The sequence below is a fragment of the Acaryochloris marina MBIC11017 genome (genome assembly GCF_000018105.1).
GTDB classification, from domain to species: Bacteria; Cyanobacteriota; Cyanobacteriia; order Thermosynechococcales; family Thermosynechococcaceae; genus Acaryochloris; species Acaryochloris marina.
Genome location: NC_009925.1, coordinates 1128341 through 1143003, shown reverse-complemented (window position 1 = coordinate 1143003; position 14663 = coordinate 1128341). Strand labels below are relative to the sequence as shown.

General features: G+C 46.6%; 11 protein-coding genes. 3 read left to right on the top strand and 8 right to left on the bottom strand.

The window, feature by feature from the left end; all coding sequences use genetic code 11:
• Positions 1-2: 2 nt before the first annotated feature.
• Positions 3-2063: a thioredoxin domain-containing protein gene (locus tag AM1_RS05200; protein WP_012161759.1), complete on the top strand. Its 2061-nt coding sequence runs from the start codon at positions 3-5 to the stop codon at positions 2061-2063.
• On the opposite strand, the gene AM1_RS05195 is transcribed toward AM1_RS05200, so the two are convergent.
• Positions 2044-2643, bottom strand: coding sequence for a hypothetical protein (locus AM1_RS05195; RefSeq protein ID WP_012161758.1), 600 nt, complete (start codon positions 2641-2643; stop codon positions 2044-2046). The two genes, AM1_RS05200 and AM1_RS05195, sit on opposite strands and share 20 nt — an antisense overlap.
• Positions 2644-3322: 679 nt before the next feature.
• On the opposite strand from AM1_RS05195, the gene AM1_RS05190 reads away from it, so the two are divergent.
• On the top strand, positions 3323-3769 hold the full coding sequence (locus AM1_RS05190) for a DUF4347 domain-containing protein (RefSeq protein WP_012161757.1): 447 nt from the start codon (positions 3323-3325) through the stop codon (positions 3767-3769).
• A 10-nt stretch (positions 3770-3779) separates the two neighbouring features.
• Here the strand turns inward: AM1_RS05190 and AM1_RS05185 are convergent, their stop codons facing one another.
• The 7 genes from AM1_RS05185 to AM1_RS42030 all read right to left on the bottom strand — a co-directional run bounded on the left by AM1_RS05185 (position 3780) and on the right by AM1_RS42030 (position 13818).
• Positions 3780-4040, bottom strand: a complete 261-nt coding sequence (locus AM1_RS05185) for a hypothetical protein (RefSeq protein WP_012161756.1) — start codon at positions 4038-4040, stop codon at positions 3780-3782.
• Between the two features lie 305 nt (positions 4041-4345).
• Entirely contained in the window at positions 4346-4678 is a 333-nt protein-coding gene (locus AM1_RS05180) for a hypothetical protein (protein ID WP_012161754.1), read from the bottom strand.
• Positions 4679-5336: 658 nt separating this feature from the next.
• Positions 5337-6827 (bottom strand): sodium:solute symporter family protein, encoded by a 1491-nt coding sequence (locus tag AM1_RS05175; RefSeq protein ID WP_012161752.1) that lies wholly within the window; start codon positions 6825-6827, stop codon positions 5337-5339.
• A gap of 181 nt (positions 6828-7008) precedes the next feature.
• Positions 7009-8421, bottom strand: a complete 1413-nt coding sequence (locus tag AM1_RS05165) for an MFS transporter (RefSeq protein WP_238549169.1) — start codon at positions 8419-8421, stop codon at positions 7009-7011.
• Between the two features lie 420 nt (positions 8422-8841).
• Complete coding sequence (locus AM1_RS05160) at positions 8842-13065, bottom strand: DEAD/DEAH box helicase (RefSeq protein ID WP_012161750.1); 4224 nt, start codon at positions 13063-13065, stop codon at positions 8842-8844.
• 50 nt (positions 13066-13115) lie between these two features.
• Positions 13116-13589 (bottom strand): GNAT family N-acetyltransferase, encoded by a 474-nt coding sequence (locus AM1_RS05155; protein ID WP_041659200.1) that lies wholly within the window; start codon positions 13587-13589, stop codon positions 13116-13118.
• A 61-nt stretch (positions 13590-13650) separates the two neighbouring features.
• Positions 13651-13818: a hypothetical protein gene (locus tag AM1_RS42030; RefSeq protein WP_012161748.1), complete on the bottom strand. Its 168-nt coding sequence runs from the start codon at positions 13816-13818 to the stop codon at positions 13651-13653.
• A gap of 230 nt (positions 13819-14048) precedes the next feature.
• On the opposite strand from AM1_RS42030, the gene bcp reads away from it, so the two are divergent.
• Complete coding sequence (gene bcp / locus AM1_RS05150; protein WP_012161747.1) at positions 14049-14519, top strand: thioredoxin-dependent thiol peroxidase; 471 nt, start codon at positions 14049-14051, stop codon at positions 14517-14519.
• Positions 14520-14663 lie beyond the last annotated feature (144 nt).

Sequence of the window (14663 nt, the reverse complement as noted above, 5' to 3'; positions counted from 1 at the left end):
TCATGCCGAATCGTCTTGCCCATTCTGCTAGCCTCTATCTGCGCAAGCATGCTGATAATCCCATTGACTGGTGGCCCTGGTGTGAAGAAGCCCTAGAACGTGCAGCCCAAGAGAATAAACCTATTTTTCTCTCGGTAGGGTATTCCAGTTGCCATTGGTGCACGGTCATGGAAGGAGAAGCCTTCTCCAATTCTGAAATTGCCAAGTATATGAACGCGCAGTATATCCCCATCAAGGTGGACCGGGAAGAGCGCCCCGATATCGACAGCATCTATATGCAGGCGGTTCAGGCGATGACTGGGCAGGGGGGATGGCCCCTCAATATGTTTCTGTCGCCAGGAGACTTGGTGCCTTTCTATGGCGGCACCTATTTCCCAGAGGAACCTCGATACGGACGCCCTGGATTTCTACAGGTTCTAGAAGCAATTCGCAGCTTTTATGACACTGAGAAAGAGAAACTAGATACTCAGAAAGAGAAGCTGAGTGGCCATCTGCAAAGCTCAACCGTTCTCAATCCCATTGGTGATCTCCAGCCTGAACTGTTGAGTAAGGGCATCGCCAAGAATACAACGGTGCTGATCAATAAAATGCCAGGGCCAAGCTTTCCCATGATGCCCTACGCTGCGATCGCACTTCACGGATCGCGGTTTTCCACCCCAGATCAGGAGAAGGCCCAGCAAGCCTGTCGCCAACGGGGACTGGATTTGGCCTTGGGTGGGATTTATGACCATGTGGCTGGCGGTTTCCATCGCTACACCGTCGATCCCACCTGGACGGTGCCTCATTTCGAGAAAATGCTCTACGACAATGGCCAGATTGTCGAATACTTAGCCAATCTGTGGAGTGCAGGGGTTAAAGAACCAGCCTTTGAACGGGCAATTGCGGGTACCGTTGCCTGGCTCCAGCGAGAAATGACGGCAGAGGCGGGCTATTTCTATGCAGCTCAAGATGCGGATAACTTCGTCACGACGGCAGACATTGAGCCTGAGGAGGGGCGCTTTTATACCTGGACTGACTCGGAGTTGACCCATCTGCTGACCACAGAAGAATATGCTGCCATGGCAGAGATTTTTAATCTGAGTGCTCAGGGCAACTTCGAAGACGGGCTGACGGTACTGCAGCGCCAGCAACCGGGTGTGATCAGCGAAACAGTAGAAGAAGCCTTGCGGAAACTCTTTCAGGTTCGATATGGCGAACGGCCCGAATCCTTGACGACCTTTCCACCTGCCACCAATAACCAGGTGGCTAAAACCCATCCTTGGCCTGGTCGTATTCCTCCCGTCACCGACACCAAAATGATTGTGGCCTGGAATAGCTTGATGATTTCAGGCTTGGCTCGGGCCGCAGCAGTATTTCAACAGCCTGACTATCTAGCATTAGCCACGAAAGCTGCCAGATTTATTCTTGATCAGCAATGGTCCGAGGGACGGCTACACCGCGTTAATTATGATGGCGAAATTGCCGTGATCGCTCAATCAGAGGACTATGCACTTTTGATCAAGGCGTTTCTGGATCTCCATCAGGCTAGTCAAAGCCTGGCCGTGGATCAAGCCAGTCGTTGGCTGGAAGCAGCACAAACCACACAGGCTGAGTTTGATGAGCATTTGTGGGCCGTCGAAGGGGGTGGTTACTTTAATACGGGCAGTGAAATGTCTGAAGAACTACTGATTCGGGAGCGGAGCTGGCTGGATAATGCCACGCCTGCGGCCAATGGGGTTGCGATCGCAAATTTGATACGCCTGAGTTTGGTGTGCGATCGCACCGAGTATCTCAGCCAAGCAGAACAAGCCCTGCAAACCTTTGGACAAGTCATGGGTTCCTCAACCCAGGCCTGCCCTAGCCTATTTGTCGCTTTGGACTGGTATTTCCATCACACGTCCATTCGGACATCGGCAGACTTAGCGTCAACCTATTTGCCCACCGCAGTGTACAGTCCATCCTCTGAAGTTCCGACCGGCGCCATAGGCTTGGTTTGCCAAGGATTCAGATGCCTAGAACCGGCCATGACAATGGCAGAACTCCACCAGCAAATTTCAGACAGCCTTACTCGACATCAGGTTTAGCTTCTGGTGTCGCCGCCACTCCTGAGGTCTCACTGCGTTCTTCGGCGGCAATATCCACATTTTGAATCACATAGGGCAAGAATGCCCCTTTAAGCCCTCGCTTAATGCGTTCTGATGTTTCTTCAAACAGCACAAACAAGGGATACATTTTCTCTGCCCCCTCATTGAAAATATGTTGAAACTGCTGGGGCATCTCCCAGGTGTAGCCTCGACTCAAGGCAACTTGGGTTTGCCGCCAGCGGCCCACCAAATGCGAAAAATCTTCTTGGGGACGGTGAATAAAGACTAAGATTTCTACCCCAGTTTTTATTTTCCACTCTGGATCACACATCAGCAGTGCTAGATCGCAAGGGAGTGTAATGAGTTCATAGGGGCTATCGGAGGACTTTAGCTCAGATTGGGGGATCCGGCACCTTACTTGCACCACCGGCAGGGGGATGGTGATCACACTATCCCGAGACCGACGAATACTAGGGATCTTCTCAAAGTAAGGACGGTGCTGCCGAAGCAGTTCCACCGCATGGTGATGATTACTATAGGTTGCCAGCAACTCTTCATAGTGGGATTGATAAACTGGCATGTTCTTCGCGAGGTGATCTTCTTTATCTAGTAGTACCCGCACAAAGCCAAAGATCTACGATACAGCGTCTTCTGAATCAAGGCTGAAACGTTGAATTTTGAGTTTGTCGATGTATTATTTTGTATCATCTCATCAAAACAGCGATATTTTTTCGATGTTCAAGAGATTTAAACAGATGAGAAATAATAACCCCTCTGTTATTGCCTGAAGAACGTGCTTATCCTCATGATTACTGATATGAAGTTTGAAGGATTGAATTCATTCTCAGGCTAATTTTTCGATGTAGCTATCACCCGACTAACTAGAAAATTGTGGCAATGTAGCTAACTCCAACGGCTTACCCTAGCGTAGTGAAACAGGTAGATCTTTTTGGGGCCAGAGAATTCTAATTGATGGCAAAGATTCTATTGCTTGGAAGGATGAGTGTCCTGGCCGATCCAACGGCAATTGGGCATATCCATTTAAATCCAAACCTATATAACAGACGTATGGAAGTATATGGAGCCTGTAAGGTTCATGTACACAGGTGCATAGACTAGTCGGTCAGAGGGTGAGCTGTGGAATCCTCCATTTACTAGGGAACTAATCCAAACGGAACCGTCTACAGAAATGGCCAAACTTGACAGCACCTGATTTATTCCCCTTGGTGTTTGGTACTTGTTGAACCTGGAGGAGGACCATGTCACAACTCATGGCTACGGAAAATCGATCAGCGGAAACCTTGGCAGAATCTGGCCAGCACACCCAATCCATCGTGGTGGTTGATGCAGCCGCCAACAACTATCAGTATTTACTCACTAATCGCCTTCTTGGCATTGATGTCCATATTCTGGATGGTCAACAGGATGGTATTACCCAACTACAAACTCTATTACAGCAGTCTCAGACTTTATCGAGTCTCCACTTGATTTGCCAAGGAGCACCAGGTCAGCTACAGCTAGGAAGTACCTTGCTGTGTGAAATGAATCTATGGGTTTATGCAGACGACATTCGCCAATGGCGAAGTAGTTTGAGTGATAATGCTGAAATTTTGATTTATGGATGTGACCTAGCGGCTAACCGAGTCGGCCAAGCGTTTATTTCTTGGCTAAAATTCCTGACAGGAGCTTATGTCCACGTCTATTGACTCAGCTAAATCAGTTTTCTATGGGCTTGAATGACTCAACCTTGTGAATAGCTTGGCGGATTTGATCTTTAGGAATAACTGCAGTGACTGCATCATGGGGGTTTTCGGCTAAGCCATCAGGATGACAGGACTCCCAAACGCTAGCCATAACCTGTACTGCAACTTCTAAAGGAATTCGCTCGAGTGTCTTACCATGATGAAATTTGAGGCTGATTGCCAACTGTTTTTGCAGTACTGAAATCTCATCAATCCCACCCGTTTTGTCATTCATGATGCTAAATAGCTCAATCTCATTGAGAATAGTGTCAATCTAAAAAATTCAATTCCCTAGGTTCGCAACAATTTTTTTAACTTAGTGTCGCCCTTAGCCATAATCACATAGGTTGTTCAATCACGATATTTTTTCTACAAGCCAAATGATAAAATATCGTAAATTTGCAATAGTTGGTGTTGAATATTCATGATGTACTGACGGTTGATCAGCATCATAAATTTTGATTCTTTCGGTTTCCTGATCTAAATTGGTCACAAAGGATAGCTCAATCTGATCCCAAGCAAGAAACCTAAATTGGATAGCTATTGGGCCTGGTAGATTGCCTGAGCACGCCCTGTTGTGATGGTGCGATAACGATTGATAGTAGCTTGCACATCTTGAGATGAACTAGCTCTCGAACATGCTTCCTTTCGGCCATCGTTAACGACAGGTGTTAATGCTTGACGGGCCGTCGTTACTATTGGGGCAGTTGTAACGAACGTCGTATTCTCCATGATCACGGTAGGTAATATATCAGTGGTGACGGTGGTCTGAACCATCTCATCTGCCTGATTAGGCATGGCCTCTGCTGGAGTAACAGGGATGACAGAAAAGGTGATGAGAGCTGCTAAAAAACCGATGTGGGGGGAGTTCATTTTTTAATCTTGTGGTGATGAGGGCGATAAATTGGATCAAAAAGTCCGTTGTCTTGTTAAGAAAAGCCTGTAGTAGAACTTCTGTATAACTTGTATATCCTTATAATGACTGACATCAAAGATTCAAACATCATGAGAAATACGGAAGTTGAGATGTCTATTCAAACTCTAAAACTGCCCTGATTTATTCTATTGATTAAGATACCCTAGAAAACAATGTAAAAAGCCCAGTTTTTCATCCTGAATCCTGTTTAAGCCTTTATGGTTAAAGGTTGTAGATTTATGTATAGGCATTAATGAGCTAATTAAATTAAGTGTAGATTGGTCGTAGGTAAGTATATTGAAAAAGAATAATATTATTATTTATATGCTTTTATTATTATTCTTGGAATATTTAACAAGTTCTTTCTATATAGATGACTTGCGTATACTTACTGATTAACATCTGCAGATAACCAGTCTGTATTCACATTAACAATACTGCTAAACCTAGAGTGCCAAAATTTTTTTATTGCTTCAGCTGATAAAGCAGGGGGCGGCTGGCACATAGACTGGCTGTCTAAAACTCCCATCGTAAGTCGTGCTAGCTCTTAGTGATTTCTTGTGCCAAAACCAAACGTAATCATCACTCCAGCGGTTTTAAACTAGGAGACAAGGCTTAAATCTTCTGGAGGGTGCGCTGAACGGGCTGTTCCACAATAGGAAAGGGCCGATAGGTTAACTTAGAAATCACTAAAAATAGGCATAATCCAATTAAAGGGCTGATTAGGGTGGGAATGCCATCAAAATCAGCGGTGAAAATACTATTAGGTATGTAAAGAAGGGTATTATCAATGCCAAATGTCACAGGCATCAGTGCGAATAAAAGCAACCGAGTCAACGAACCCACAATAATGCAAGCTAATGCACCTTCTTTCGTTGCTTTTGAATAGAATAGTCCCCCGGCCAAGGGAACCAACAATCCGGCAAACCCCAGATCAAACGCCAATAGGAGTAAAACCCCGGTTTGGGGAACTCTTAAAGCAAAAAACACTCCCATGGCAGTGATGACGACGGCCATCGAGCGGGTCAAAGCGAGAAGTCGATCACCACTCGCACTGGGCTGATTATGGCGAATGCCCAGGATGTTGTGAGCGATCACCGAAGAAGTTCCCAAAATAGCGCCATCTGCAGTTGAAAGAGAGGCCGATAAAATCGCCACAATGACTAAAAGAGCCAAAGAGGAAGGCACAACATTCTGCAACAACGCATAAAGGATAGGACCTTCAGCCGTAACACCAGCTGATGCCAAAATTTCAGGTGTAGAGAGAGCGATGATCGAGAACGGAACACCAATCACTACGGTACCTAGAGAGCCAATCAGGCAAGCTCTTTGAGCCGTTTCAGGACTTTCTGCAGAAAAGATTCGAGCCATAAAGTCAATGGCAACAATATCTCCCAGTCCCAGGGCTAACAGCGTCGCCCAATTGACGAGGGAACCTGATGCAGGGCTAGTCATCTGTGCTAAGGCTAAAGGACCGGTACCCACTGGAATATTGAAGCTGAAATTCAGTCCGATATAACCGAAGAGACACAGTGATCCCACTAAAGCAATCAGCACTTGAATCGCATCAGTATAGGCAACGGCAAATAAGCCGCCACTAGCGGTGTAGATCAAAACGATGACCGCAAGCAACAACACCCCAATGGCGTAGGACATCCCTAAAAAGGTTTGGAAAAGATATCCTCCTGCAACTAAATTACCTGCGAGTAAGAAAGAGAAGCTAATGACCATCAGTACGGCTGCTACCCATTCGGTGGTCCGCCCATATTTCACCCGATAGAAATCGGGCAATGTGATTAACCCCATCCGATTCATTGGTTTGGCGAAAAACAGAGCGGTCAAGAAGAGACAAAGGGCTAAGCCCAGGGGTAGTGAAGCTCCTGCCCAGAATCCGAATTCTGAAGCCAGGTCCGTATTGCCCAGGGTGGCATTTGAGTCGACAGATTGGGCCATTAGTGTGGCGGCTGCTAAGGGCAGCGTTAGCCCTCGACCTGCGACTAAAAAGTTAACACTGTCTCCTTTAATTTGTTTGGACGCATAAACGCCGATGCCCAGGGTGGCGATTAGGAATGCAATGATACCCCCAGGAAGCAATGAGTCAGCCATGGTTGAAATCCCTACGTCAGGTGAAATTGCCCATTGGTGACATCATAAAGATAGGAAAAGCGTCACATTGTATCCATCTCAACAAACTGGCTAATATTTGCCCAGTGGAGACAAGGGGGTTGTCATTGAGGACTCAGAATGAGAATAAAGCGCTGTTAAATGTTCCTTGGCTCAACAGCAACTAATGCATGCTCACTAAGCTCTCGAAAGTCTTTTGAGTTGAATCTGGGTTCTCAGTTTCTGGATGGGTCTGCACTCGCTGGGTCAGTACGGCCGCAATCATCATAAACCCACCGCCCAAAATAACTGCTGCTAGACGATTTTCGGCAAAAATATGACTCATTATCCATCCCAAGCCAAGGGCTGCCACGATCTCTGGTAACACGATGAAGAAGTTAAAAATCCCCATGTATAGACCGCTTTTACTAGCCGGTAAGACGTTAACCAACATTGCGTAGGGCAAAGAGAGCATACTGGCCCAGGCAATTCCCACCCCGATCATTGGGAGTAGCAGAACATATTGATTATGAATCCATAACAAGGAACAGAGCCCCAAGGCGCCACTCATAAGACATAGGGAATGGGTTCTTTTAAGGCTAATTTGCTGGGTTAATTTAGGCAAAATGAAGGAAAACAGGCAGCAAACGCCGTTGTACATGGCAATACATAATCCTGCCCATTCAATCCCTGTGGTGTAGAGTAAGGTCCCTTCTGAAGTCGCACCGAAGATGTTATGTGCGATCGCAGGTGGGAAATACAAAAACACACAAAACATCCCAAACCAACTACAGAACTGCACCCAAGCCAATTGGCGCATCGTTAGAGGCATCTCTCGTAACGCGATACCAATATCCGATACCATACCGTTTGAATGGGGCTGAATCATTTGTGGATGGGCTGCTTCAAACTCTTCCGGGGGCAGTTCAGTCGTCGTAATAACAGTCCAAACCACTGAACCCAGAAAAATTAAAGCGCCAATATAAAAAGAAAGCTTAACGGCCATTGGCACCGTGTGGAAGTTCTCTTGGGATTCAATTACCCCAAACCCATGGTGTAGCAGCCAGGGTAAAGCCGAGGCAATCACCCCGGCCAAGCCGTGAAAAATACCTTGAATCGTAAAACCTAAGGTACGTTGCTCTTCGGGCAGCAAATCTCCGACAAAGGATCGAAACGGTGTCATGCTGACGTTTGCAGAAGTATCGAGAATCCATAGCAACCCAACTGCCATCCATAAGCTGGGGGCATTGGGCATCAGGATGAGTGCTACGGAACCTGCGATCGCACCTACCAGGAAATAAGGCCGCCGCCGCCCCAACGGTCCCCAGGTATGGTCACTTAAGTACCCAATAATAGGTTGTACGATGAGTCCGGTTAGGGGAGCGGCCAGCCAGAGCAAAGGAAGTTGATGAACGCGGGCGCCTAAATGTTCAAAAATACTGCTAGTGTTGGCCATCTGCAGGCCCCAGCCAAACTGGATGCCAAAAAAGCCAAAACTCATATTCCACAGCTGCCAAAAGCTGAGTTTATGGTCTTTTTTGGGGACTGAAGTGTCTGTATTTCCTGGCTTATCGATTCCCTGCCCTACCGTAATCATAAAGGGCACCTACAGCTTGGAAATCTCAACAGGAAATATTTGATAGACACTACCTCAATAATGTTAGTAGAAACTTGGTGGCGTATCTTCCGAGGTCGCCAAACACAGATTGGAACGGCGATTTTTTACTTCGGGAAAAGCGTTTAGTTCTTACATTAACCACCCTAGTTTTCCCTATAAAGGCGATTCAGTGATGGGGATCACGCCTAAAAATTAACAAACGCAAGAAATATTTTTATTGATTCATATTATTTCAATACAAAATCTTTAAATAACAGCGTTCAAATCTGACGGATATGACAATAGACCTCTTGCAATATTCGTTTCATGATGTGCTACTTACGCAAAAAATGTCGCGATCTGACTCGAATTTTAAGTCTTCTACCACATCGTTAGTTGAATTATGCAAGAGGTCTAAAACTAACCGTTCTGAATTAATCGCAATAGCTCATCGGTTGATATCTTACCGCTGATTTCCGTTCCCTCCAGCAAACTATCCGCTAAGTCACGCTTATGCCGATGCAGGTCTACAATTTTCTCTTCAATCGTGTTTTTAGCAACCAGCCGGTAAATGGTAACGGGCCGTCGTTGACCAATCCGATGGGCGCGATCTGATGCTTGATCCTCCACCGCAGGATTCCACCAAGGATCCATATGGATGACATAGTCGGCAGCTGTTAGGTTCAGTCCGGTTCCTCCCGCCTTCAGACTAATGAGAAAGACCTCACCTTCTCCAGACTGAAATGCTTTAACCCGCAGCTGACGGATCTTTGCTGGGGTACTGCCGTCCAGATACTGATAAGCAATCTGTTTCTTTTCTAAGTAATCCTGCAAAATTTTGAGGTGATCGACAAACTGGCTAAATACGAGTGCTTTATGATGATTGGCTAGTAACTCTTCCAGGACTTCACCAAACAGCTGTAACTTCGCGCTAGCAGGCGGCGATTCAGGCATCACGAGTTGGGCATTACAGCAGGTTCGGCGCAACTTCATAATTTCTGCTAAAACCTGGAGATGTTTTGCTCCCGCTTGGGCATCACTATCGGCAAGATTTGCGATCGCTTGTCGTCTCAGGGCTTCATACAAGGCCATCTCTTCTTCACTCAACTCCACCTGTAGGGTAATTTCAGTCCGAGACGGTAGCTCTTCTAAAACCTGGCTCTTGGTTCGGCGGAGTAAAAAAGGTTGAATCAGTTTCTTCAGCCGCTGACGGGCTTGGGAGTCCTGACTTTTCTCAATGGGTGCGGCAAACTGCTGATTAAATCGTTCCATTGATCCTAAGAGACCCGGATTAATAAATCGGAATAAATTCCACAGTTCTCCTAAATGATTTTCAATCGGGGTGCCGGTCGTTAAAAGTTTGAACTCAGCCTGGAGATTCATGGCAGCTTGGGAGCGCTTCGTCGTCATATTCTTAATGGCCTGAGCTTCATCCAGGACAATCATTTGCCACTTCACCTGGGCCAGCATTTGAGCAACCTCTTCCTGCTGCAATAAACCATAGCTACACACCAACAGATCAAAGGGCTGAAGCTGATCGAGCAGTTCTTGTCGTTGACTGGTTCCAAATTGCAGCGGGCGTAAGGTCGGTGCAAACCGCTGGGCCTCACTGATCCAATTCAGCCCCACGGAGGTGGGGGCAATGACTAGGGCAGGCCCTTCAGGGGCACGAGTCAACATCACTGCTAGAGCTTGCAAGGTTTTTCCCAGTCCCATATCATCTGCCAAACAAGCCCCCACGCCCCAGTGGGATAGTCGGGCTAACCACTCAAACCCTTCTTGTTGATAATCCCGTAACTCTGCTTGCAGGGTCGTGGGTAGCTGGGGTTGTAAAGCTTGCACGTCTTTTAATTTTTGGACATGGGCTTTCCAGTGCTTGTCCACCTTCAACTTGCCCACATCCTCCACCATGTCCTCCAAGGTCATGGTGGTTAGAGGATGAAACCGCAACCCCTTACCTTGTTGTTCAGAATAAGCTCGGAGGTCGTCTAGCCGTTTGCGAAACTCCTGAGTCAGGGCAATAAACTGCCCTTCGCCAATGGGGATAAAACGGCTGGGGGTTTGCTCTAACAAGGCTAAAAGGGCTTGCATATCCAGAACTAAATCATCAGAGAGTTTTAACTCTCCGGTTGCCGCAAACCAATCTCGCTGACGCTTGATCTGTAACTGAAGCTGCCCTAAATCCGCTTGATGCCTGACACTTAATTTCTCTCCTTCAGGCCATTCAAGCACAGCAGACTCTTTTAAATCCTGGAGTTCCAGCAGAAGCTCCAAGCAGGCTTCTGGATCTTCTACCAACCACTCATGATCCTGCGGTGTCAATTTCGCTAATGTTGGACATGCTGCAATTGCTGCTTTGGCTAGTTGCCGCTCTTCAACAAGATTGCGTGTGGTCTGTAAACGCTGATCTTCAATTTCGGCAATGACCGTTTCGCCACCACTCCCTGGAGGATAGTAGGGACCTCCCTCCGCAAAGGGACGGGACAATACGGCAACCTTCAGTCCTTCTCCAGCAGGGAGCAAATGTACATGGGGAAGAGCTTGTGCTGGAACCTCCGTGGCGCTCGCAACTCCACCCCCAATATCGGAGTGAACCGTTACTAAGCTAGAAACGGCACCAATGGCAGCCAATACCTGTTCTTTTGCGCGTCCGGGAACCGTCAGCCGATTTTTCTCCCCTAGAATATTAGCAATCTGGCGATGCTCCGGCTTGATATCAATAATTTTTAAGCGAGTTGGGGTTTCTTTCGTAACGACCAGGGTCTGACTTGCCTTCAATGCTGGGGAAAACGTAAGGGCCAGTTTGTCTCCTTTTTGTTTTTGGATTAATAGTTCAGGTTCCCCCTTGACCACGTCCACGCGAGTCGTGGGTGCATCTTCCCAAAAGACGAGGGGATGGCCGATTAGTTCTACGATAGCTTCCTCGCTAAATCGGTACTCTGTTTTGTTGTAATAGCCATAGGACCCATAGGACGAATAGGTTTCAAGTTGGCTACAAACTCGTAAATCTTGAGCAGTGAGATAGTTAAATTCACCGGGCTTGCCATACAACCGTTTCAGAGCAATGGGACGGCCTTTACTCCACCCCCCTTTTGCCGTCATTTTCTGCTCCTTGGGCTGCAGCAACCAAGTTTGACCATAGAGGGTGATAAACCAGGCCAGACGTAGTTCTGCTTGGACGACGGGGGCTTCTGGTTGCAGATGCGCTAGGGCATTCAGGCACAGCTCCCACGACTCTTGCGATCTCACAATATCAACCAGTGGCTGGATACCACTTCCCTGCCGCAAGAGTTGAGCTTGGGCCTGATAGGGATTGTCAGCCTCTGCGGTCTCCAGCTTGGCTATCAGTTCTGCTGTTTCCATCGCAAACCAGTGATACCCGGACTGCGTGGCTTGCTGACAAAGAGGGCTTAAAACCCTGGGCAACCATTTTTTTGCCTTTTCAGCATCAACCCAATATTGGCAAAGGGCTCCGAATAAGATATCTAAGCTATGGTGTCTTTCGTAAGGACTAAGAGAAGCCTGAAGTAAGGTTTTCTTGGTTGATAAATTTCCTTGTTGGATCTGGATCAAACTATCTAGCCAAGAATAGGTGGTTCGTAACCAATGACCCGATTTACGCACCATATGCTGCACATAGCCTTGGGCCTGAACCAATTGTTCTGATGATCCCTCCTGCAGCAAGGCCAGAATAAAAAAGAGCCCCGAAATACTAGTAAAGTAATAGCTGCGTTTACGTTTAGTTTTCCGTAATCTAGTTAAAGCGCTGGTGAAAAGGTCAATGGATTGGTCCGTGTCACCTTGTAGAAAGGCCAACCAACCCCAGTAGGGAGCAGCATTATCCTGATTTTTTTCATCAATCGCCTCTAGTACTGAGGAGACTTCCTCCACATAGCTGCGTAATAATAGTTGCTCGGCTAAAACCACCTTCAAATAATCAGAACAGCGAGTCTTCTGGTTTGTAAAGTCTTCCTGTAGTACTTCAAAAGCCGCTTCACTAGAGGATAAGTCCAGGATACTGTTAGATAGAATACTGGTCAGGGCTAGCTCATAAAAGTCAGTGGGAAGTGTTTGAATCCAGTCTGCATCAAAGGGGTTGTTGCAGATGATCGTAATGACATCATCCAGAGATAACGTGTCTTGTCTTCTAAAACCTTTGTGGTAGTCCGCGAGCTGCGTAGTGAAAAACTTTAAATCCTGGCTATAAAAACCAATTCGGGCTTCCCGCAGAAATTGGGCTTCACTCCTAAAGTTTCGGGGGCCTGAACCCCAGGGTTTATAAACGGACACAACCCCTTGAATAATGGGGGCAAGGGTTTCAAATTTGCCCATCTCTATGACATCACGGGTTGCGATCTCAGCCAGCAAGGGATGACACTGAGGTCCTTGGCCTCGTTCTTGCAATACAATCCCTTGATCAAGCAAATCCTCAAGATGTTGCTTCAGCAGTTTGGAATCCCAGGTTTTATAATCCGAGTCTGCAGCTGCCTGACGATTCAAACAAGTGAGAATGGCACTACGGTTGATAGGCTCATAGGCTACTGACAGCAGTTGGACAAGCTGCTGATCTAAGGGGGGTAACGCTAAATAATCTGCTGCGAGTTGGGCCTGTTTCTTAGATGAAGCTGTGCTGGATTCAAACATTACCAATTCATTACGGTTAAGGGAAAGCTTTCGATGGCCTACCGAACTCTTTATTGCGTTTGAATGGGCTTGACTAACAAGTGTGCTTTAGGCTGATAGCCTAGCTTCTCATATAGCGATAATGCAGGATGGGCATTCGTAAACACCTGTAAGCCAACTTGCTGATCGCCTTGCTGAGCAGCCCAATCTTCAGCTTTCTGCAATAAGGCGGTCCCTAAGCCTTGCTGACGATATTCAGGATCGACGTAAAGGATAAAAATATGGGTATAAGCATCCCCTGTGACTTGATCAACTGCCGTTCCTAACCATAAACAGGCCAAAAACTCATGGGCATTATGCTCAGGAGTGACCAACCAGTAGGGCGTATCCGTCGACCAATATTGATCAATAACAGCCCGTAAATGTTGATAATCGTGCCCAGGGTAGAGTTCTTCATAAGTCCGCTGCATAAACTGCAGTAATAAATACTGCTCTACCTTCGTCCCTAAGCGTGCATTGAACCCCGAAACAAAGCTTCTATCCAAGATTTAGCCTAAAACCTAATTCAGAGGAACCAACGGCCTGAGAAACCGCTGAAGGGCTTGTTTAGCCATCAATGTTCATTGTGGAGGCCCAGCTGCTTATACCTTCTTCTACTGGAGCAGGTTGCGCCATATCATCTGGCAAGAATGCTCTGGCGCTGACAGCCACCAAAGCTACGACAAAGATCAAAACAATCAAAAAAGGAGCAATATTTTGGCGAAAGAAGGTCATGACTAAGTATCACCGGAGACTTGTTCCTTTATCCTACCGCTGTCTTGAACGAGCTGTGTTCGGTTAGGGTGCCTCGTAGGATGGACTGGTTATCAAGGAGCCTAAGCCTATTCGTCTTAATGCATAATTCTAATGGAACGGGGATTGATGAGGCTCAACCGCTGTCAATCCGCAACTTGGTTTTAGCCCTACCGGCTGTTTCTCTATGCTCTCTTTACGCTCAGAAGATTATGACATTGGACATTGGCGATTACGCTCCAGAATTCACCTTACCCAATGCGGATGGGGAATCCATTGACCTTAAACGTTTTCGAGGACAATGGGTGGTGCTTTACTTTTATCCCCGGGACAATACGCCTGGCTGTACCAAAGAAGCTTGTGGATTTCGCGATCAGTACGAGACCTATCAAACTGAGCAGGTTGTTATCCTAGGGGTTAGCGGAGATGACGCCAAATCCCATCAGAAATTTATCAATAAACAAAATTTGCCTTTCCAATTACTCTCCGATCTCGATTTCAATGTGGCAAAATCTTATGAAGCTTATGGACCCAAAAAGTTTATGGGTAAAGAATATGAAGGGATCTATCGACATTCTTTTCTCATTGATCCGGACGGCAAGCTAGCGAAGATTTATCGAAAGGTCAAGGCTGCCGATCACGCCACAGATGTGTTGCAAGATTTAGAATTACTGAGAAAGTAGATATTAAACTCACTCTCTTTTAGGTTTATTTTTAGTATCTAAAACGGAGTTCTTGCACAAAAGATTAATGCATAATTTTATAGATTTGCCTTGATATATTAGGAGGCACTCTAGTCTTTTGATGGATACTAACGCACCTCACTA

What these genes read in the sequence shown, in the direction of transcription:
- AM1_RS05175 (WP_012161752.1), bottom strand. Translation starts at nt 6,827, where the DNA reads ATGGCTGACTCATTGCTTCCTGGGGGTATCATTGCATTCCTAATCGCC.
- AM1_RS05180 (WP_012161754.1), bottom strand. Translation starts at nt 4,678, where the DNA reads ATGAACTCCCCCCACATCGGTTTTTTAGCAGCTCTCATCACCTTTTCT.
- AM1_RS05160 (WP_012161750.1), bottom strand. Translation starts at nt 13,065, where the DNA reads ATGTTTGAATCCAGCACAGCTTCATCTAAGAAACAGGCCCAACTCGCA.
- AM1_RS05190 (WP_012161757.1), top strand. Translation starts at nt 3,323, where the DNA reads ATGTCACAACTCATGGCTACGGAAAATCGATCAGCGGAAACCTTGGCA.
- AM1_RS42030 (WP_012161748.1), bottom strand. Translation starts at nt 13,818, where the DNA reads ATGACCTTCTTTCGCCAAAATATTGCTCCTTTTTTGATTGTTTTGATC.
- AM1_RS05185 (WP_012161756.1), bottom strand. Translation starts at nt 4,040, where the DNA reads ATGAATGACAAAACGGGTGGGATTGATGAGATTTCAGTACTGCAAAAA.
- bcp (WP_012161747.1), top strand. Translation starts at nt 14,049, where the DNA reads ATGACATTGGACATTGGCGATTACGCTCCAGAATTCACCTTACCCAAT.
- AM1_RS05195 (WP_012161758.1), bottom strand. Translation starts at nt 2,643, where the DNA reads ATGCCAGTTTATCAATCCCACTATGAAGAGTTGCTGGCAACCTATAGT.
- AM1_RS05200 (WP_012161759.1), top strand. Translation starts at nt 3, where the DNA reads ATGCCGAATCGTCTTGCCCATTCTGCTAGCCTCTATCTGCGCAAGCAT.
- AM1_RS05165 (WP_238549169.1), bottom strand. Translation starts at nt 8,421, where the DNA reads ATGATTACGGTAGGGCAGGGAATCGATAAGCCAGGAAATACAGACACT.